Origin of the sequence: Pseudomonas sp. B23(2017) (genome assembly GCF_002113725.1) — a bacterium.
Taxonomy (GTDB): domain Bacteria; phylum Pseudomonadota; class Gammaproteobacteria; order Pseudomonadales; family Pseudomonadaceae; genus Aquipseudomonas; species Aquipseudomonas putida_Z.
This window is the reverse complement of sequence record NZ_NEJM01000006.1, coordinates 158535-175218: the sequence shown is the minus strand read 5'-3', so window position 1 is coordinate 175218 and position 16684 is coordinate 158535. Positions and strand designations below refer to the sequence as shown.

General features: G+C 63.5%; 16 protein-coding genes and 1 tRNA gene. 9 read left to right on the top strand and 8 right to left on the bottom strand.

What is annotated here, in order from left to right; genetic code table 11:
- Positions 1–112 precede the first annotated feature (112 nt).
- Positions 113–1051: a LysR family transcriptional regulator gene (locus tag CAG46_RS12505; protein ID WP_075044101.1), complete on the bottom strand. Its 939-nt coding sequence runs from the start codon at positions 1049–1051 to the stop codon at positions 113–115.
- 118 nt (positions 1052–1169) lie between these two features.
- Here CAG46_RS12505 and CAG46_RS12500 point away from each other — a divergent pair, with 118 nt between their 5' ends.
- The 4 genes from CAG46_RS12500 (at position 1170) to CAG46_RS12485 (ending at position 6185) form a co-directional block, all read left to right on the top strand.
- Positions 1170–1919 (top strand): 3-oxoacyl-ACP reductase family protein, encoded by a 750-nt coding sequence (locus CAG46_RS12500; protein ID WP_085618114.1) that lies wholly within the window; start codon positions 1170–1172, stop codon positions 1917–1919.
- 242 nt (positions 1920–2161) lie between these two features.
- The gene (locus CAG46_RS12495) at positions 2162–3349 is read left to right on the top strand and encodes an MFS transporter (RefSeq protein ID WP_085618111.1); all 1188 of its coding nucleotides are present in this window, start codon (positions 2162–2164) and stop codon (positions 3347–3349) included.
- A 120-nt stretch (positions 3350–3469) separates the two neighbouring features.
- A complete protein-coding gene (locus tag CAG46_RS12490; protein ID WP_025338170.1) occupies positions 3470–3850 on the top strand; it encodes a hypothetical protein in 381 nt (126 codons plus the stop codon).
- 202 nt (positions 3851–4052) lie between these two features.
- Positions 4053–6185 (top strand): TonB-dependent siderophore receptor, encoded by a 2133-nt coding sequence (locus CAG46_RS12485; protein ID WP_085707964.1) that lies wholly within the window; start codon positions 4053–4055, stop codon positions 6183–6185.
- Between the two features lie 170 nt (positions 6186–6355).
- Here the strand turns inward: CAG46_RS12485 and CAG46_RS12480 are convergent.
- Positions 6356–6445: transfer RNA gene (locus tag CAG46_RS12480), tRNA-Ser, on the bottom strand.
- 198 nt (positions 6446–6643) lie between these two features.
- On the opposite strand from CAG46_RS12480, the gene CAG46_RS12475 reads away from it, so the two are divergent.
- The 3 genes from CAG46_RS12475 to CAG46_RS12465 all read left to right on the top strand — a co-directional run bounded on the left by CAG46_RS12475 (position 6644) and on the right by CAG46_RS12465 (position 9270).
- On the top strand, positions 6644–7333 hold the full coding sequence (locus tag CAG46_RS12475) for a crotonase/enoyl-CoA hydratase family protein (RefSeq protein ID WP_085617747.1): 690 nt from the start codon (positions 6644–6646) through the stop codon (positions 7331–7333).
- A gap of 181 nt (positions 7334–7514) precedes the next feature.
- Positions 7515–8234 (top strand): 1-acyl-sn-glycerol-3-phosphate acyltransferase, encoded by a 720-nt coding sequence (locus CAG46_RS12470; protein WP_085617745.1) that lies wholly within the window; start codon positions 7515–7517, stop codon positions 8232–8234.
- Between the two features lie 64 nt (positions 8235–8298).
- Positions 8299–9270: a magnesium and cobalt transport protein CorA gene (locus CAG46_RS12465; protein WP_015269363.1), complete on the top strand. Its 972-nt coding sequence runs from the start codon at positions 8299–8301 to the stop codon at positions 9268–9270.
- Positions 9271–9302: 32 nt separating this feature from the next.
- On the opposite strand, the gene CAG46_RS12460 is transcribed toward CAG46_RS12465, so the two are convergent.
- Positions 9303–10034, bottom strand: a complete 732-nt coding sequence (locus CAG46_RS12460; protein ID WP_075044094.1) for an amidotransferase — start codon at positions 10032–10034, stop codon at positions 9303–9305.
- Positions 10035–10562: 528 nt separating this feature from the next.
- Here CAG46_RS12460 and CAG46_RS12455 point away from each other — a divergent pair.
- Entirely contained in the window at positions 10563–11363 is an 801-nt protein-coding gene (locus CAG46_RS12455) for a cytochrome c (protein WP_085617743.1), read from the top strand.
- A 123-nt stretch (positions 11364–11486) separates the two neighbouring features.
- Here CAG46_RS12455 and CAG46_RS12450 read toward each other — a convergent pair whose 3' ends face one another.
- From CAG46_RS12450 to CAG46_RS12435, 4 genes are all read right to left on the bottom strand, one after another.
- Positions 11487–11819, bottom strand: coding sequence for a ribonuclease E inhibitor RraB (locus CAG46_RS12450; protein WP_003260395.1), 333 nt, complete (start codon positions 11817–11819; stop codon positions 11487–11489).
- Positions 11820–11995: 176 nt separating this feature from the next.
- On the bottom strand, positions 11996–12232 hold the full coding sequence (locus tag CAG46_RS12445; RefSeq protein WP_025338164.1) for a hypothetical protein: 237 nt from the start codon (positions 12230–12232) through the stop codon (positions 11996–11998).
- A gap of 219 nt (positions 12233–12451) precedes the next feature.
- Positions 12452–14527: an LTA synthase family protein gene (locus CAG46_RS12440; RefSeq protein WP_085617741.1), complete on the bottom strand. Its 2076-nt coding sequence runs from the start codon at positions 14525–14527 to the stop codon at positions 12452–12454.
- Positions 14528–14766: 239 nt separating this feature from the next.
- Positions 14767–14958: a PLDc N-terminal domain-containing protein gene (locus CAG46_RS12435; RefSeq protein WP_012271091.1), complete on the bottom strand. Its 192-nt coding sequence runs from the start codon at positions 14956–14958 to the stop codon at positions 14767–14769.
- 124 nt (positions 14959–15082) lie between these two features.
- Between CAG46_RS12435 and CAG46_RS12430 the strand changes: the two genes are divergently transcribed.
- Complete coding sequence (locus tag CAG46_RS12430; RefSeq protein WP_085590062.1) at positions 15083–16021, top strand: ZIP family metal transporter; 939 nt, start codon at positions 15083–15085, stop codon at positions 16019–16021.
- 122 nt (positions 16022–16143) lie between these two features.
- Here the strand turns inward: CAG46_RS12430 and CAG46_RS12425 are convergent, their stop codons facing one another.
- Complete coding sequence (locus tag CAG46_RS12425) at positions 16144–16674, bottom strand: hypothetical protein (protein WP_085617739.1); 531 nt, start codon at positions 16672–16674, stop codon at positions 16144–16146.
- Positions 16675–16684 lie beyond the last annotated feature (10 nt).

Sequence of the window (16684 nt, the reverse complement as noted above, 5' to 3'; positions counted from 1 at the left end):
GGCCCTATCGCCGGCAAGCCAGCTCCCACGGGTGCAGCGTTAATCTCGGGGTTGTCGCTGTACCTGTGGGAGCTGGCTTGCCGGCGATAGGGCCGCTACAGGCAATACACTTTTAAAGGGTTTGCAAGGCATCGAACCGCCGCGCCAACCCCTGCTCTTCGAACTGCTCCACCACAAAATCGATAAACGCCCGGGTCTTGCCCGGCAACAGCTTGTGCTCGGCGAAATACAGGCTGATATGCCCATCGTCCACGTACCAGTCCGGCAGCACCCGCTGCAGCCGCCCGCCTTCCAGGTACGGCACTGCAAACGGCAGGCTCACCAGGGCAATCCCCAAGCCCTGCTCGGCCACCGCGCAAGCCGCATCCGAATCACTCATGGTCATCGTCTGGCGCAACTGCAATGGCTGCTGCACCTGCCAACGGCTGGTCAACGGCCATGAACGCACCCGCCCGGTCTGCGGCGAGCGGATCAGGATACCGTCATGCCGTTGCAATACCTGCGGGTCGTCAATCGGCGCGTGCCGGCCCAGGTAAGCCGGCGCCGCCACCAGCACCCGATGCGCCGGGGTCAGCTTGCGCGCCACAACCCCCGGCGGCAGATCGAAGCCGCCACCAATCGCCGCATCGAAGCCCTGGCCGATCAGGTCGACCTGGCGGTTGTCGAAATGCCAGTCCGGGGTAATGGCCGGGTAGCGACGCAGGAACTCGGCCAGCAATGGCAACACATACAAGCGCCCGAACACCGTGCCCATGCTCACCCGCAACAACCCGGCCGGCTGGCCTTCGCTGCTGGCCAGGTTGGCCACGGCGTACTGGATGGTGCGGAAGCTGTCACTGACCTCCCCCAGAAATCGCTGCCCGGCCTCGGTCAGGGTCAGCTTGCGGGTACTACGCTGGAACAACCGCACCCCCAGGCGCGCTTCCAGCTGGGCAACATGCTTGCCCACGGCAGCCGGGGTAATGCTGAGGCGCCTGGCGGCCTCGGCAAAGCTGCCGACTTCGGCACTGCGGATGAAGCATTCCAACGCGTTGAACGATTCCATGGCCATTATTGGCAACCAAAGGTTTACTCTGCTGATAGTGATTGCCATCTTATCAGCAGGTAATCAAGCGCCGATACTGCGCCCATCCAAGGCATTCCGGCCTGGCTTCCAGCAGGAGATCAGCATGTCCAAGCAACACACCCTCGACGGCAAAGTAGCCCTGGTACAGGGCGGTTCCCGCGGCATTGGTGCAGCCATCGTGCGACGCCTGGCCCGCGAAGGCGCGCAGGTGGCCTTCACCTATGTCAGCTCCGCCGGCCCGGCGCAGGCGCTGGCTGAGGAAATTACCGAAAACGGCGGCAAGGCCCTGGCCCTGCGGGCCGACAGCGCCGACGCGGCGGCTGTGCAACTGGCCGTGGATGACACTGTGAAGGCCTTCGGCAGGCTGGATATCCTGGTCAACAACGCCGGTGTGCTGGCGGTAGCACCGGTGACCGAATTCGACCTGGCCGACTTCGACCACATGCTGGCGGTGAACGTGCGCAGCGTATTCGTCGCCAGCCAGGCCGCGGCACGCTACATGGGCCAAGGTGGGCGCATCATCAACATTGGCAGCACCAATGCCGAGCGCATGCCGTTTGCCGGCGGCGCCCCCTATGCCATGAGCAAATCGGCGCTGGTCGGCCTGACCCGCGGCATGGCCCGTGACTTGGGGCCGAAAGGCATTACCGTGAACAACGTGCAGCCAGGGCCGGTGGACACCGACATGAACCCGGCCAGCGGCGAGTTCGCTGACAGCCTGATCCCGCTGATGGCGATCGGGCGCTATGGCGAGGCGGATGAGATTGCCAGCTTCGTGGCTTACCTGGCGGGGCCTGAGGCGGGGTATGTCACTGGGGCCAGCCTGACGGTCGATGGCGGGTTTGCTGCCTGATTGAAGGGTTGCCTGGTCCGGCGTCTTCGCGGGTAAACCCGCTCCCACAGGGATATCACAGGCCCCGAGCCCAGTGGTGTACCTGTGGGAGCGGGTTTACCCGCGAAGAGGCCAGCACAGGCTCAACCGATCCCCAACCTCCAGCCCCCTCCCCCTGCCCTGCTCTGCCGCACAATGCATTGATGTAGTGCCCGACACTTTCCGATAATCCCCCCTTTACTCCTGCCCGCCACGAGAACTGCATGAACGCCCCCACTCTCAGCCGCGCCCTGATCCTGCTGATGGCCACCGCCACCGGCCTGGCCGTGGCCAGCAACTACTATGCGCAACCACTGCTGCACAGCATCGCCCAGCAGTTCGGCCTGAGCACCGCCAGTGCCGGCAGCATCGTCATTGCCGCGCAACTGAGCTATGGCGCCGGCCTGTTGCTGCTGGCACCGCTGGGCGACCTGTTCGAGCAGCGCCGGCTGATCACCGTGATGACCGCCATTTCCACCCTGGGCCTGATCATCAGCGCCTGCGCACCGAGCCTGCCCTGGCTGATCCTTGGTACGGCGCTGACCGGGCTGTTCTCGGTGGTGGCGCAGATCCTCGTGCCCATGGCCGCGACCCTCAGCGAGCCACACCAGCGCGGGCGCGCGGTCGGCACGTTGATGAGCGGGTTGCTGCTGGGCATCCTGCTGGCACGTACCGCCGCCGGGTTCATGGCCGAACTGGGTGGCTGGCGCAGCATCTACGTGCTGGCTGCAGTGCTGATGGCCATCACCGCCGTGGCGCTGTACCGCAGCCTGCCGCAACACCACAGCCATGCCGGGCTGAAATACCCGGCGCTGATCGGCTCGGTGTTCCGCCTGTTCGTTGAAGAACCGGTGCTGCGCCTGCGCTCGCTGCTCGGCCTGCTGGCATTCAGCCTGTTCGCCCTGTTCTGGACGCCACTGGCGTTCCTGCTGGCGAAAGGCCCGTACCACTATTCGGACGCGGTGATAGGCCTGTTCGGCCTGGCCGGTGCAGCGGGTGCGCTGTCGGCCAACTGGGCCGGGCGCCTGGCCGACCGTGGCAAGGGTTCGCTGGGCACCACCGTGGGCCTGGTGGTATTGCTGCTGTCGTGGGTGCCGCTGGGCTTTGCCGAGCAATCGTTGCTGGCCTTGCTGCTGGGCGTGCTGATGCTCGACCTGGCAGTGCAGCTGGTGCACGTGAGCAACCAGAACGCGGTGATTGCCCTGCGGCCGGAAGCGCGCACACGGCTGAATGCCGGGTATATCACCTGCTACTTCATTGGCGGGGCCTTGGGGTCGTTGCTGGGCACGCAGTTGTTCCAGCGCCAGGGCTGGATGGGGATTGTGGTGGCCGGGTTGGTGATTGGCGGGCTGGCGTTGCTGGCGTGGGGTTTGGCCGAGCGCAAGCGCAAGAACGCTTTGCAGGTGGCCTGAAGTCCATTGACCTGGGCGACAATGCACCGCACGACCCTCCGTCGCATGGCCGTTGACTTGCCTGCCCGGGCAGCGCTCAGTAGGCGCTGGTCAATGCCCTTTCCCTGACAGGACGACGTTATGACAAGACTCACGGTGCAATCCGGCGATTTCTTGCAAGGCGAAGGCGAGTATCGCAATGGATCGCTCACACTCAAGACCCCGCGCAGCCCCTCGCCGGGCGAGCGGATTTCCCTGGCACGCATCAGCGAGCTGCGGCTGGCCAGCCTGGAATCCAGCCGTAGCCTGGGCAGTGCCCTGGGCTGGGGCGTGGCCGGGGCCCTGGTGGCCGGGCCGGTGGGGTTGCTGGCCGGGCTGTGGCTGGGTGGCAAGGAAGAGGAAGCCACCTTCCTGGCCACCTTCAAGGACGGGCGCAAGCTCATGGCCATTACCGATGGCAAGACCTGGTCGAAGATCGATGACAACTGGCGGCAGCACAGGCGGCCGGCCCGCAAAGGCTGACTGGATATCGCAGAGCCCGGATCGTTTTATGTTGAAGGCGGCTGTAAGATGCCGCCTTTTTCATGGCCTGTGCCGGCCTCTTCGCGGGTGAACCCGCTCCCACAGGGATATCACTGCACCTGAGGATAGTGATATCCCTGTGGGAGCGGGTTCACCCGCGAAGAGGCCGGCACAGGTGTCGCGCATCCAGGAGCCCCACCGCATGCCCCCGCGTCACCCCCGCCTGCCCCTGAGCCTGCTCAGCCTGGGCCTGGCCCTGCATTGCCCCCATGTGCTTGCCGAAGACAGCGTGCTACTGGCCCCGCTGCAGGTGTCCGACACCTACACCAACGACGGCTACCAGGCACGCCAGGCAGCAGTAGGCGGCTTCCAGCCCGCGCCCCTGCTCGACACCCCGGCCTCGATCAGCGTGTTCAGCCAGCAACTGCTGGAAGACCGCCAGGTGCGCCAGCTCAGCGAGGTGCTGCAAAGCGACGCCTCGGTGGGCGAAAGCTACGCCCCCATCGGCTACTACGAAAACTTCAACGTGCGCGGCTTCGAGCTGAATGCTGCCAGCAGCTACCGCATCAATGGCCAGACCATCGCCGGCGAGCAGAACGTGGCCCTGGAGAACAAGCAGCAGGTAGAGCTGCTCAAGGGTTTGTCCGGGCTGCAGAGCGGTGTGTCGGAGCCGGGCGGCCTGATCAACTACGTGACCAAGCGCGCCGAAGACGTGCGCAGCGTCACGGTCTCGACCAACGAACAAGGCGAACGCTATCTGGCCACCGACCTGGGCGGCTGGTTCGGCAGCGAGCGGCAGTTCGGCCTGCGGGCCAACCTGGCCCATGAAGACATCCGCTCTTACGTAGACCACGCCGACGGCAAGCGCGACTTCGCCTCGCTGGCCTTCGACTGGCAGATCAACCCGGATGCCACCCTGCAGCTGGATGCCGAATACCAACACCGCGAACAGCGCTCGGTGCCGGGTTACCAACTGCTCGGTGGCAGCGAAGTACCCCATGGCATCGACCCCGACGACCGCCTGGCCTACCAGCACTGGGCCAAGCCGGTGCAGAACGATTCGCTGAACCTGGGTGGGCGCTTCGAGTACCGTTTCAACGAAGCCTGGACCGGGACCTTGAGCGCCTCGCGCAGCAAGGTGGTGATCGATGACTACAGCTCGTTTGCCTGGGGCTCGAGCGAAGGCGCGTTCTTCGGCAGCAACGGCGACTACGACATCTACGACTTCCGCAGCCCCGACGACACCCGCCGTACCGACGAGGCGCAGGCGATGCTCAACGGGCGTTTCGATGCGCTGGGCGTGGGGCATGAGCTGACCGTGGGCACCAGTGCGCAGCGGCGCACGCTGGATCAGCGCCCCAGCTATATGGAATGGGTAGGTACAGGCAACATCTACACGGGTGCACCGGCCTTTGATCCATCCGACAAGCCCATCAGGTCTAGCGAACGTCGCCTGGACAGCCGCCAGTACGGGTTGTTCGTGAGCGACCGCATCAGCTTCAACGAGCACTGGCAGACCGTACTGGGTGCCCGTGAAGTACGCCTGGACGAGAAAACCTGGAATGAGGAAGGCGTTGCCGGTCGCCATACCCGGCAGTACGAGTTGCTGCCCAACGCCGCGCTCATCTACAAGCCGCAGCCGGATACCACGGTATATGCCAGTTATTCCAAAGGCCTGTCGGCAGGCGGCACCGCACCGTGGTTCGCCGAGAACAGATTCGAAATCCTGGCACCGACGACCTCGCACCAACTGGAACTGGGCCTCAAGCATGACTGGCAAGGCCTGAGCTTCAGCGCCGCACTGTTCCAGATACGCCAGGCATACCAGTACGCGCGCCCGGACGGCGCCGGCACTTTCACCTACGTGCAGCAAGGCCAGCAGAAGAACACCGGCCTGGAACTGGGCGCCAGCGGCTGGGTGACCTCGAACCTGCAGGTGCAGGCCAGCGCTGCGGCGATTCGGGCGCGGGTGCAGAACAGCGACACCGATGCCTATGAAGGCCACCAGGCGATCAACGTGCCCAGGTTCCGGGCAGCGCTGCAGGCGGAATACACCCTGCCGGTACCGGGCTTGGCACTGCTGGGCGGGGCGCGCTACAGCGCCAGCAAGTATGCGAGCCAGGCGGGGAATGTGGAAGTTGGTGGGTATACAGTGTTCGATGTGGGTAGCCGCTACCGCACGCGTATCGGGGGGTATGACACGGTGCTGCGCCTGACTGTGGACAACGTGTTCGACAAGCGTTACTGGCGCGATGTGGGGGATTACCTGGGGGATAACTACCTGTTCCAGGGGGCGCCGCGGACGGCTCGGCTTTCGGCTTCGGTCAGCTTCTAGATTTTTTGGGGCTGCTTTGCAGCCCTTTCGCGACACAAGGCCGCTCCTACAGGGGGCCGCGCACGCTTGTAGGAGCGGCCTTGTGTCGCGAAAGGGCCGCAAAGCGGCCCCCAAAGGCGCCAAAAACAAAAAGCCCCCGGCTTCTCAGCTCGGGGGCTCTTCGTAGAATGTGGCGGTGAAGAAGGGATTTGAACCCTTGATACGATTTCTCGTATACACACTTTCCAGGCGTGCTCCTTCGACCACTCGGACACTTCACCGTTTCTCTTCAAGCCTTGCAGCCTGTCGAGGTGCGCTAATTTAGTGAAAGACCTTCCCTTTGGCAAGCATTTTTTTCAATTTTTTCATGCATTTGCATTTGAGCCCCGGCGAACGCTGACCGACCAGTCAGCCTTACTGCTTTACCTCGCCCCTGGCGCTGGGTAACGTCGTCGCCACGCCAACAAAAGGACTCTGCCATGAGCGAGCTCATTACCTACCACGCCGAAGACGGCATCGTTACCCTGACCCTGAACAACGGCAAGGTCAACGCCATCTCGCCAGACGTCATCACCGCCTTCAACGCCGCGCTAGACCGCGCCACTGAAGAGCGCGCGGTGGTGATCATCACCGGGCAGCCCGGCATCCTGTCTGGCGGCTACGACCTCAAGGTGATGACCAGCGGCCCCAAGGAAGCAGTCAGCCTGGTCACCGCCGGTTCCACCCTCGCCCGCCGCCTGCTTTCGCACCCGTTCCCGGTGGTAGTCGCCTGCCCGGGCAATGCCGTGGCCAAGGGTGCCTTCCTGCTGCTGTCGGGCGACTATCGCATTGGCGTCGAAGGGCCGTACAAGGTGTGCCTGAACGAAGTGCAGATCGGCATGACCATGCACCATGCCGGTATCGAACTGGCCCGCGACCGCCTGCGCCGCTCGGCCTTCCACCGCTCGGTGATCAATGCCGAGGTGTTTGACCCGCAGGGCGCGGTGGACGCAGGCTTCCTCGACAAGGTAGTGCCGGCCGAGCAGTTGCAGGATGCAGCACTGGAGAAAGCGCGGGAGCTGAAGAAGCTGAACATGCTGGCGCACAAGAACACCAAGCTGAAGGTGCGCAAAGGGCTGCTGGAAGCGCTGGACAAGGCGATCGAGCTGGACCAGCACTATACAGGTTGACCGTAGCGGCCTCTTCGCGGGTGAACCCGCTCCCACAGGGATATCGCAGGCCTCAAGAGCAATGAGGTACCTGTGGGAGCGGGTTCACCCGCGAAAGGGCCAGTACAGGCTTGCTCCAGGGTTTGCCCCAACCAGTGCACATCCGTACACTGCCCGGCGACTGTCTGGTGTGAGTCGTACCATGCTTTATTCAATGCGCATGTTCCTGCTGGCGCTGCATTTCCTTGTGGTTGGTACCCTGGGCCTGGTCATTGGCCTGTGCCGTCCCTTCAACCCCGACAACAGCCGCGTGTTCGCCCGCCTCTACAGCCTGCCGGCCACCTGGCTGATGCGTATCAGGGTCAAGGCCGAAGTCGGTCCGCTGTGGGACCAGCCGCCAGGCTGCGTGATCGTCGCCAACCACCAGTCCAACTTCGACCTGTTCGTGCTAGGCCAGGTGGTGCCGCAGCGCACCGTCGCCATCGGCAAGAAAAGCCTGGGCTGGATCCCGCTGTTCGGCCAGCTGTTCTGGCTGGGTGGCAACGTGCTGGTCGACCGCAAGAACGCCTACCAGGCACGCAAGGCCATGCAGAAGACCACTCGGGTGCTGCAGGACGATACCTCGATCTGGATTTTCCCCGAAGGCACGCGCAATCCCGGCGAGCACCTGCTGGCCTTCAAGAAAGGCGCGTTTCACATGGCCATCGAGGCCGGTGTGCCGATCGTGCCGGTATGCGTCAGCCGCTATGCCGGGCGCCTGAGCCTGAACAGCTGGCGCCAGCGCACGGTGATCGTGCGCTCGCTGCCACCGATCGCCACGGCGGGCATGACCCTGCAGGACCTGCCGGCGCTGATCGAACAGTGCCGGGGGCAGATGCAACAATGCATCGACCGCATGGAAGGGGAACTGGCCAAGCGCTAGGTTGCTCTTGAGCCCACTACAGCCCAAGCTGTAACCCGTGTCCAACCGGAATAAGCGAACAACCATGGGTCGAGTCGTGGCATCGGCGGTGTACAGCGCCGGCAGAAAGGTCACCAATATCAGCATCGATGAAGGCAGCGAGTGGGCGCGCAAGCCGGGGCACTTTGTATGGATCGGCCTGGAAGAGCCCAACGCAGAGGAGCTGGCCAACCTGCAGTGCCAGTTCAACCTGCACGAACTGGCTATCGAAGACGCCCTGGAAAAGCACAGCCGGCCCAAGCTGGAAACCTTTGGCGACGCCCTGTTCATCGTCACCTACTCGCCGGTGCGCCACGAAGGCAAGCTGGAGTTCATCGAAACCCACATCTTCGCCGGCAACGGCTACATCATCACCTGCCGCAACGGCCACTCGAAATCCTATGCCCTGGTGCGCCAGCGCTGCGAGGCGCGGCCGTTGCTGCTGGAGCACGGCGAAGACTTCGTGCTGTACGCCCTGCTCGACTTTGTCACCGAGAACTACCAGCCGGTCAGCGAGGCCATTCATGGCGAGATCGAAGAGCTGGAGCAGAGCGTGCTTGGCGGTTCGCTGCAAGAGGACGATATCCGCCGCTTGCACAGCCTGCGCCGCGACATCCTGCGCCTGCGCCGCTACGTGGCACCGATGGTGGAAGTGAGCGAGGAACTGCAGCGCCTGAGCTTCCCGTTCATCGACAAGAACATGCGCCCATACTTCCGTGATGTGCAGATCCACGTGACGCGGCAGATGGAGGACCTGGCAGGCATCCGCGACATCGCCAGCCAGACCATCGAGATCGGCATGCTGCTGGAGTCGTCACGGCAGAGCATCGTGCAGCGCAAGTTTGCAGCCTGGGCGGCGATCCTGGCGTTCCCCACGGCAATTGCCGGGGTTTACGGGATGAACTTCCAGAACATGCCGGAGCTGGGGTGGCACTATGGGTACTTCGGGGTGCTGGGTGTGATCGGGCTGGGCTGTACCGCGTTGTATGCCAGCTTCAAGAAATCTGGCTGGCTTTGAGATTGTCGGGGCCGCTTTGCGGCCCCCAGCCATCACGCTGCGGTATCTTTGCTCACCGGTTGCTGGATAAACCGCAACATCCACTCCCCCACCAGGTCGCCCTGGTGCTCGGTGGCCAGGCTGGCCACGGCCTTGTGATACACCTCATCACCCAGATACTGCTGGCGCGCATCGAGCAGTGCGCGGGAGTAGTCGTGCACGAACTCGGGGTGCCCCTGGAAGCACAGCACCTGGTCACGAATGTGGTACGCAGCGTTCGGGCAGAAATCGCTGGAGGCGATCACCGTGGCGCCTTCCGGCAGCTCGGTCACCTGGTCCTGGTGGCTGATCAGCAAGGTCAGCTCCGACACCTCCGGGTCCATCCACGGCGCATGGGCCGCCAGCGAATAGCGGTGGATACCCACGCCCCAGCCCTGCTCGGCACGCTCGGCCTTGCCACCCAGGGTCAACGCCAGCAACTGGTGGCCGAAACACACACCCAGCAGCTTCTCGCCACGCTCGTACAACTTCAGCAGGTAGACCTTGAGGGTCTGGATCCACGGGTCGGTACCAAACGAGTCGGCCTTGCTGCCCGTCACCAGGTAGGCATCGAACACTTCGTTGTCGGCGGGGTAATCGCCATTCATCACGTTGTACACACGAAACTCGGCGGCGATCGGCTGACGCGAGAAGAGCTGCTCGAACATCCTGCCGTAGCCCTGGTACTGCGCGGTCAACTCCGGTCGCAGGACATCGGTTTCAAGGATGCAGATGCGTAACGACATAGGGGTAGTCCTGAACGACATGGGTGGGAATCTGCTGTAGAGACTGACGCGAAAGGCACGTACAAGCAAGTAGGCCGCACTGACGAACGGTCACATTTCGTCGGTGCACTGCTGGCACTTGCGCCACCGTCTAGCCAGAGCATGCCAGCCGGCTGGCACTTGGCCTCATAGCCAGACGAAATCAACGAACTACGGTATTAGAACAAAGGGTTCTCAAACATGGATGACGCACACCCTACTGTTGGTTGTATATCCACTTTCAAGAGGCAGGCAGTTCAGGCGTAACGCAACGCCACTGCGATCGACCCGAAGCGCGACAGGGAAGCCAACGGGTATTCAGGAATAACAACAAGAAGGCGGTCCGCCATGTTCAGACAATCGAAAATTCGCCAAGCTGGGCTCATTCTCTTCGCCACGACTTTGCTGCTGATCCTGCCGAACCTCACACGTTTGTTCGGCTGACTGCCGCTGTGGCGCCAACAGGCAACGCACAGGTAACCTGCTGGCCTTGATGGTCGGAGATTATCCATGCGCCACTGCCTTGCACTGTTAGTGTTGCTTCTGAGCCTGCCGCTGTCGGCGGCGCAACTGCACCTTGAACTGGGCGCCACGACGCGCCAGTGGAGCAGTGCCGAACTGCTCGAGCACCCGCAGGCCCGGGACATCAGCATCGACCAGGACGTTTCCTACAAGCAGCCCATGCATTATCGGGCGGTGCCGCTGGCCGCGCTGCTGGATGGCGTGAACGCCAGCGACCACCTGCAGGCGGTGGCGCTGGACGGTTTTGCCGCCGAAATGCCGGCGGCGCCACTGTTGCAGCACGGGCCGGCACAGGCCTGGCTGGCGGTGGAGGAGCCGGGCCGGCCGTGGCCACCACTGGGCCAGGGCAAGCCAAGTGCGGGGCCGTTCTACCTGGTGTGGACTGCACCGCAGGCAAGCGGCATCCGCCCGGAGCAGTGGCCGTTCCAGATTTCAACGATTCGCAAACTGGCTTCTGTCGAGGCGCGTTTTCCGGCGCTGCTGCCCGACCCGAAGCTGCCGGCCGACAGCCCGGTGCGCCGGGGCTTTGCCTTGTTCCAGCAGAACTGCCTGGCGTGTCATAGGCTGAATGGCGCGGGGGATGCGCAGGTGGGGCCGGACCTGAATGTGCCGCATAACCCGACCGAGTATTTTCGGCCGGAATATCTTCGCCAGCTGATTCGTGACCCGCAGAGCCTGCGGCAGTGGCCGCAGGCGAAGATGCCGGGGTTTGCAGATAGTGTCTTGAGTGAACCGGAGCTGGATGAATTGCTGGCCTATTTGAGGCATATGGCTGGGCGCAGGCCTTGAGAACCTGGGGGCGCTTTGCGCCCCTTTCGCGACACAAGGCCGCTCCTACAAGGGTACGCGCACGCCTGTAGGAGCGGCCTTGTGTCGCGATGGGCCGCAAAGCGGCCCCAAATTCCCAAAATCTCAGGCTATGGGCCGCTCCTGCTTGACCCCCCACCCTTCCACCTCACCGCCATAAGGTGTCACCAGCTGCTCGAAGGCCTCTTCGAAGTCGCCAATCCCGCCATGGGTGGCATACATGACCTTGCTCAGCTCCAGATGCCAGGCACCGTCGCCCAGCTCCTTGACCTGGGCATTCAGCGATTCACCGCGAAACTGCCCGGCCGCGCGGCGGGCCCCTGCTTCGTCGGGGAATATGGCGTAGAACTCGATGGGGTGGATCTGGGTGAAGTCGAAACCGCCTGCCTTCATCTGGCGCAGGACGTTGCTGCTGATATCGTCGTTCTGGCTGCTCATGAAACGTCCTCCTGAATAATGCGATGGATAGACTTTCCGTGCACTACGCACCTGCCGGCAGCGGCCGGGCAGTTCGAGCTGATGCAAGACGCGAAGGGATGCGGTGCCGACCCGCAGAATAGGCCGGCACCTTCTTGCAGCGTAGTGCCTGCCAGTGCACCACGCAAACGTGTGGTTCAGGGCGTTTCGTGGATGCTGGTGATGGTCACGCCACTCTGTTCCTTGAGCCAGCGTGCGGTGGGTGAAACAGTGCGGTCCTGGAAGTCGTTGAGGTCCAGCTCGTCCATCACCGGGAACAGGTGCGAACGGATGGCCCGCGCGGCGTCCTCCTCGCTGGGGCACTGGTCGCCGTGCAGCGTCAGGGTGGTGAGCACGCCCTTCTGGTCGGCAAAGATGACTTCCCACTCTTTCATTGAACGAACCCTCTAAGTCAACGAACACCGGGTGTGTGATGCCTGAAACAAGTGACCTTGAGGTGGGGAGAATGTTCAGTCTGTGCCGGCCTCTTCGCGGGTAAACCCGCTCCCACAGGGATATCACTGCCCTCAGACCCTGTGAAATCCCTGTGGGAGCGGGTTCATCGATGCGTCGAACCGCCGCGAATGGGCCGCATAGCGGCCCCTGTTGCAGCCTTACTTCGGCGTGCCGTGCACTACACCGGCAGTGTTATCCAGCAAGCTCTTGGTCGCGGTCTGGATATACGCTTCCAGCTTCTTCAGCATTTCCGGCTGGTCCGGGCTTTCGATCAGCTCGGCCTTGAACTCGCTGCCCAACTGGTAGCGGTACATGCGCGGGGTCATGTCCTTGGACTCGATCAGGATGCGGTCGCCCTGCACCAGGCCGACGATCTGCTCGCTGCCCGATGGCTTGATCATGCCCACGCCCTGGTCGCCCTCAGGCAGGTTGAGCAAGTCGCGGCCCCAGCACTGGTGACGGGCCTGGCCACCCAGGCGGCCCATGATGGTCGGCACGATGTCGACCTGGGTGCCCACGGTGTGGTTGACCCCACCGAACTTCTCCTGGATGCCCGGGGCAATCAGCAGCAGCGGCACGTTGAAGCGGCCCAGGTCCAGCTCGGTGACCTGCTGGTGGTTGCCAAAGCCATGGTCGCCAACGATGACGAACAGAGTTTCCTTGAAGTACGGCTCCTTGCGCGCCTTCTCGAAGAACTGCCCCAGCGCCCAGTCCGAATAGCGCATGGCGGTCAGGTGCTCGTCCAGGCGGCCCTGGCCGGTTACCGGCTCTACCGGCAGGTCCTTGGGCAGCGCGTACGGGGTGTGGTTGGACAAGGTCTGCAGCAGCGCGTAGATCGGCTTCTTGCCATCGTGCTTGGCCAGCTCTTCGGCGCCGCGGTCGAACATGTCCTGGTCGGACACGCCCCAGGTCGGGTCGGAGAACACCGGGTTGACGAAGTCGTTACGGCCAATGAAGGTGGTCATGCCCTGGTTGCCGAAGAACCCGGACTGGTTGTCCCAGGCAAAGTCGCCGTTGTAGACGTACACGTCGTCGTAATCGCGGGCGCTGAGCAAGGCTGGCAGGCCGGACAGCTTGTGGCCGCCTTCCGGGGTCTGCATCAGGTATTCGAAGCCTGGCAGGTTGGGGAAGCAGGCCATGGTGGCGAACATGCCCTGGTGGGTATGGGTGCCGTTGGAGAAGAAGCGGTCGAACAGCAGGCCCTCTTTGGCCAGCTTGTCGAAGTACGGGGTGATGTTGTTGGGGCTGCCCAGCGCGCCCACCGAGTGGCCGGCGAAGCTTTCCATCAGGATCACCACCACGTTCTTGATCGGCAGGGTGCGCTCGGCCGGCGGCACGAAGTCGCGGCGGATTGCAGCCTCGTCGGCATCGACCAGGGTGTCATTGGCGGTCAGCAGCTGCTCGCGCACGCTCTGCGTGGCCACGTCCTGCTCCAGCACCGGCTTCCAGATGTTGGCGCGGTCTTCGCCGAAGCGGCTCTTGGCAGCATCGATCAGGGTCAGGGTGCCGTTCAGGCCCAGCTGGTTGACGAAGTTGGAATCGGTGGTGAAGGCATCACCCCACCGCATCGGCGGGCCCTGGCGCAGGGTGCCACGGGCGGCGACCACGGCCACCAGCAGGATCACCATGAACACCGCCAGGCGGTTGTACCACGGCGCCGCGCGGCGCTGCAGGGTGACCTCGCCGTCGCCATTGCCACGGGTCATGCGGTCGATGCCCTTGAACAGCAGGCTCAGCAGCCAGGTGCCGAACAGCCAGGCCAGCAGGTAGCGCACCACCGGGAAGCCGTACCAGAGCATGCTCAGCACGGTTTTCGGGTCTTCCTTGATGTACTGGAACACCAGGCCGTTGAGGCGCTGGTGGAACTCGCGATAGAAGTCCATCTCCATCAGGCCGAGGAACATCACCACGCTCGAGGTGATGGTCAGCCAGAAACGGAACAGGCCACGCCGGGCCATGGCCCAGGGGCTGAGGATGGCCAGCAGCAGCGGAATGCTGATGTACACCACCACCCGCAGGTCGAAGCGCAAGCCGTTGAGGAAGCCTTCGGCGACGGTCGCATTGGGGGTGTCGCCGATCATGTCGCTGTTGTAGACCAGCAGCGCCAGGCGCACGAGGCTGAGCATCAGCATGATCACCAGGCCGCTGAGCAGCGTGTAGGCCAGGTGGGATTTCAGGGTGGGCGAGAACGACGCTCGCGCGCCCCGTTGCTTCAAGGCGTCCGGGTTAGCCATGAATGGGAAGGTCCTAGGATTGCGGGTTTGCGGAGATGGCGCAGGTGTATACCAACGCAGCATTGTGCGGGTGCGGATTCTGTTTAAACCAATGTGAAAATTTTGTCACGGGGGTGTTGCCGCTTTTGTCTGTTCCGGCCCTATCGCCGGCAAGCCAGCTCCCACAGGATCACCACAGGCCCTGGCATTGTGGGTACCTGTGGGAGCTGGCTTGCCGGCGATAGGGCCTGTACAGGCACTCAGATCCGCACATTCCCCCGCGGCCCGGCGATCGCCCAGATCACCAGGCCCACCACCGGCAGCAAGGCGATCAGCAGGATCCACAACACCTTGATGCCCACTTCGCTACCACTCTTGATCACATTGAGGATGGCCCAGATATCCAGCGCCAGAATGATCAGCCCGACCAGGCTGTTGAACGTCGACCCCATGCCTAAACTCCTGTCCAGAGGCTTTGCCACAGCATAGCCAGCTATCACGTCGATAGAAGGGAATCCTTGGCCGTTTGCGTGGGTCACTGCTTAAACTGCTGTATCCATCGATTTCGAGGTTGCCATGCCCCCCGCTCATACCCACCCCGTTGCCCTGCCCTCGCCCGTCAGCGCCTGGCGCCAACAGATGCACGACAACCCATGGATAGGTGCCGGCCTGGCCCTGAGCCTGCTGGTGGTACTGGTACTGCTGGGGGCAAGCCTGTGGAACGCAGTGAACGGCGACCACGCCGAAAACCTGCACCTGGCCGCACTAGGCGGGTTGTCCGGCTTTGGCGCCACGGCGCTGGGCGCGGTGCTGGCGGTGGTGCTGCGCGATGTCAGGGCGCGCACCCAGGATGTGATGCTGGGTTTTGCTGCCGGCATGATGCTGGCGGCCAGTTCGTTTTCGCTGATTCTGCCGGGCCTGGATGCCGCCCGCGAAATTACCGGCAACGGCCCGGCCGCGGCCTTTACCGTGGTGCTGGGCATGGGCCTGGGCGTGCTGCTGATGCTGGGCCTGGACCGCTTCACCCCGCATGAACACGAAAGCACCGGCCCGTGCGGCCCGGAGGCCGAGCGCATCAGCCGGGTTTGGTTGTTCGTGCTGGCGATTACCCTGCACAACCTGCCTGAGGGCATGGCCATTGGCGTGAGCTTTGCCAATGGCGACATGAACATCGGCCTGCCGCTGACCAGCGCCATCGCCATCCAGGACATCCCCGAGGGGCTGGCCGTGGCGCTGGCCTTGCGCGCTACCGGGTTGTCGAACCTGAAGGCTGCACTGGTGGCAATCGGGTCGGGGCTGATGGAGCCGCTGGGTGCGGTGATCGGCCTGGGGATTTCAACCGGCTTTGCCCTGGCCTACCCGGTGAGCATGGGGCTGGCGGCGGGGGCGATGATCTTTGTGGTTAGCCACGAGGTGATTCCCGAAACCCACCGCAATGGGCACCAGACAGCGGCGACCCTGGGGTTGATGGGTGGGTTTGCGGTGATGATGTTCCTCGATACCGCGCTGGGCTGAAGTTCTGGGCTGACTGTACCGGCCCTATCGCCGGCAAGCCAGCTCCCACAGGTACAGCACAGGTTTCGAACTCTGTGGTGATCCTGTGGGAGCTGGCTTGCCGGCGATAGGGCCATCAGCCTTTAGATGTGTACAGCCACTTTCAATGCCTCCAGGGCCGGCTCGACCTTGATCCCCACCTCTGCCCCCAGCTCCAGCACCCGCGCCAGGTCGTTCTGCCCCACCATCACCATCTGCAGCTCGTCATCCAGCAACTGGCTGAAGTTGAGCAGCACATAACCACCCGCCTCTTTGTTCAGCGCGCCCATCTGCACCTGGATGCGGTTGAGTGCGGTCAGCGGCTCGGTGCGGGCCAGTTGCTTGGGCTTGAGGGTGAACGGCACGCTCTGGTCGAACGAATCGCTGATCTCCTGGAACAGGTCCTGGTAGCTGTCGGCCTGGAACACCACGGTGTCCGGCAGGCTGCCCAGCACCACCCATTCGCCCAGCGGGATGGGGAAGCTGTCGTCGTAGTTGATGTCGGGGTTGGCGGCCAGGAAGGCGGCGGGGTCGGCGTAGGCCTGGGCGGCCTCGTCGGCGATGCGCTCGATGTCTTCCTCGCGCATGCAGCCAGCGCCAATGAGGCTGATGAATTCGAGCAACTGAGTTTTCATGAAAGGGGGC

What these genes read in the sequence shown, in the direction of transcription:
- CAG46_RS12505 (WP_075044101.1), bottom strand. Translation starts at nt 1,051, where the DNA reads ATGGCCATGGAATCGTTCAACGCGTTGGAATGCTTCATCCGCAGTGCC.
- CAG46_RS12500 (WP_085618114.1), top strand. Translation starts at nt 1,170, where the DNA reads ATGTCCAAGCAACACACCCTCGACGGCAAAGTAGCCCTGGTACAGGGC.
- CAG46_RS12495 (WP_085618111.1), top strand. Translation starts at nt 2,162, where the DNA reads ATGAACGCCCCCACTCTCAGCCGCGCCCTGATCCTGCTGATGGCCACC.
- CAG46_RS12490 (WP_025338170.1), top strand. Translation starts at nt 3,470, where the DNA reads ATGACAAGACTCACGGTGCAATCCGGCGATTTCTTGCAAGGCGAAGGC.
- CAG46_RS12485 (WP_085707964.1), top strand. Translation starts at nt 4,053, where the DNA reads ATGCCCCCGCGTCACCCCCGCCTGCCCCTGAGCCTGCTCAGCCTGGGC.
- CAG46_RS12475 (WP_085617747.1), top strand. Translation starts at nt 6,644, where the DNA reads ATGAGCGAGCTCATTACCTACCACGCCGAAGACGGCATCGTTACCCTG.
- CAG46_RS12470 (WP_085617745.1), top strand. Translation starts at nt 7,515, where the DNA reads ATGCTTTATTCAATGCGCATGTTCCTGCTGGCGCTGCATTTCCTTGTG.
- CAG46_RS12465 (WP_015269363.1), top strand. Translation starts at nt 8,299, where the DNA reads ATGGGTCGAGTCGTGGCATCGGCGGTGTACAGCGCCGGCAGAAAGGTC.
- CAG46_RS12460 (WP_075044094.1), bottom strand. Translation starts at nt 10,034, where the DNA reads ATGTCGTTACGCATCTGCATCCTTGAAACCGATGTCCTGCGACCGGAG.
- CAG46_RS12455 (WP_085617743.1), top strand. Translation starts at nt 10,563, where the DNA reads ATGCGCCACTGCCTTGCACTGTTAGTGTTGCTTCTGAGCCTGCCGCTG.
- CAG46_RS12450 (WP_003260395.1), bottom strand. Translation starts at nt 11,819, where the DNA reads ATGAGCAGCCAGAACGACGATATCAGCAGCAACGTCCTGCGCCAGATG.
- CAG46_RS12445 (WP_025338164.1), bottom strand. Translation starts at nt 12,232, where the DNA reads ATGAAAGAGTGGGAAGTCATCTTTGCCGACCAGAAGGGCGTGCTCACC.
- CAG46_RS12440 (WP_085617741.1), bottom strand. Translation starts at nt 14,527, where the DNA reads ATGGCTAACCCGGACGCCTTGAAGCAACGGGGCGCGCGAGCGTCGTTC.
- CAG46_RS12435 (WP_012271091.1), bottom strand. Translation starts at nt 14,958, where the DNA reads ATGGGGTCGACGTTCAACAGCCTGGTCGGGCTGATCATTCTGGCGCTG.
- CAG46_RS12430 (WP_085590062.1), top strand. Translation starts at nt 15,083, where the DNA reads ATGCCCCCCGCTCATACCCACCCCGTTGCCCTGCCCTCGCCCGTCAGC.
- CAG46_RS12425 (WP_085617739.1), bottom strand. Translation starts at nt 16,674, where the DNA reads ATGAAAACTCAGTTGCTCGAATTCATCAGCCTCATTGGCGCTGGCTGC.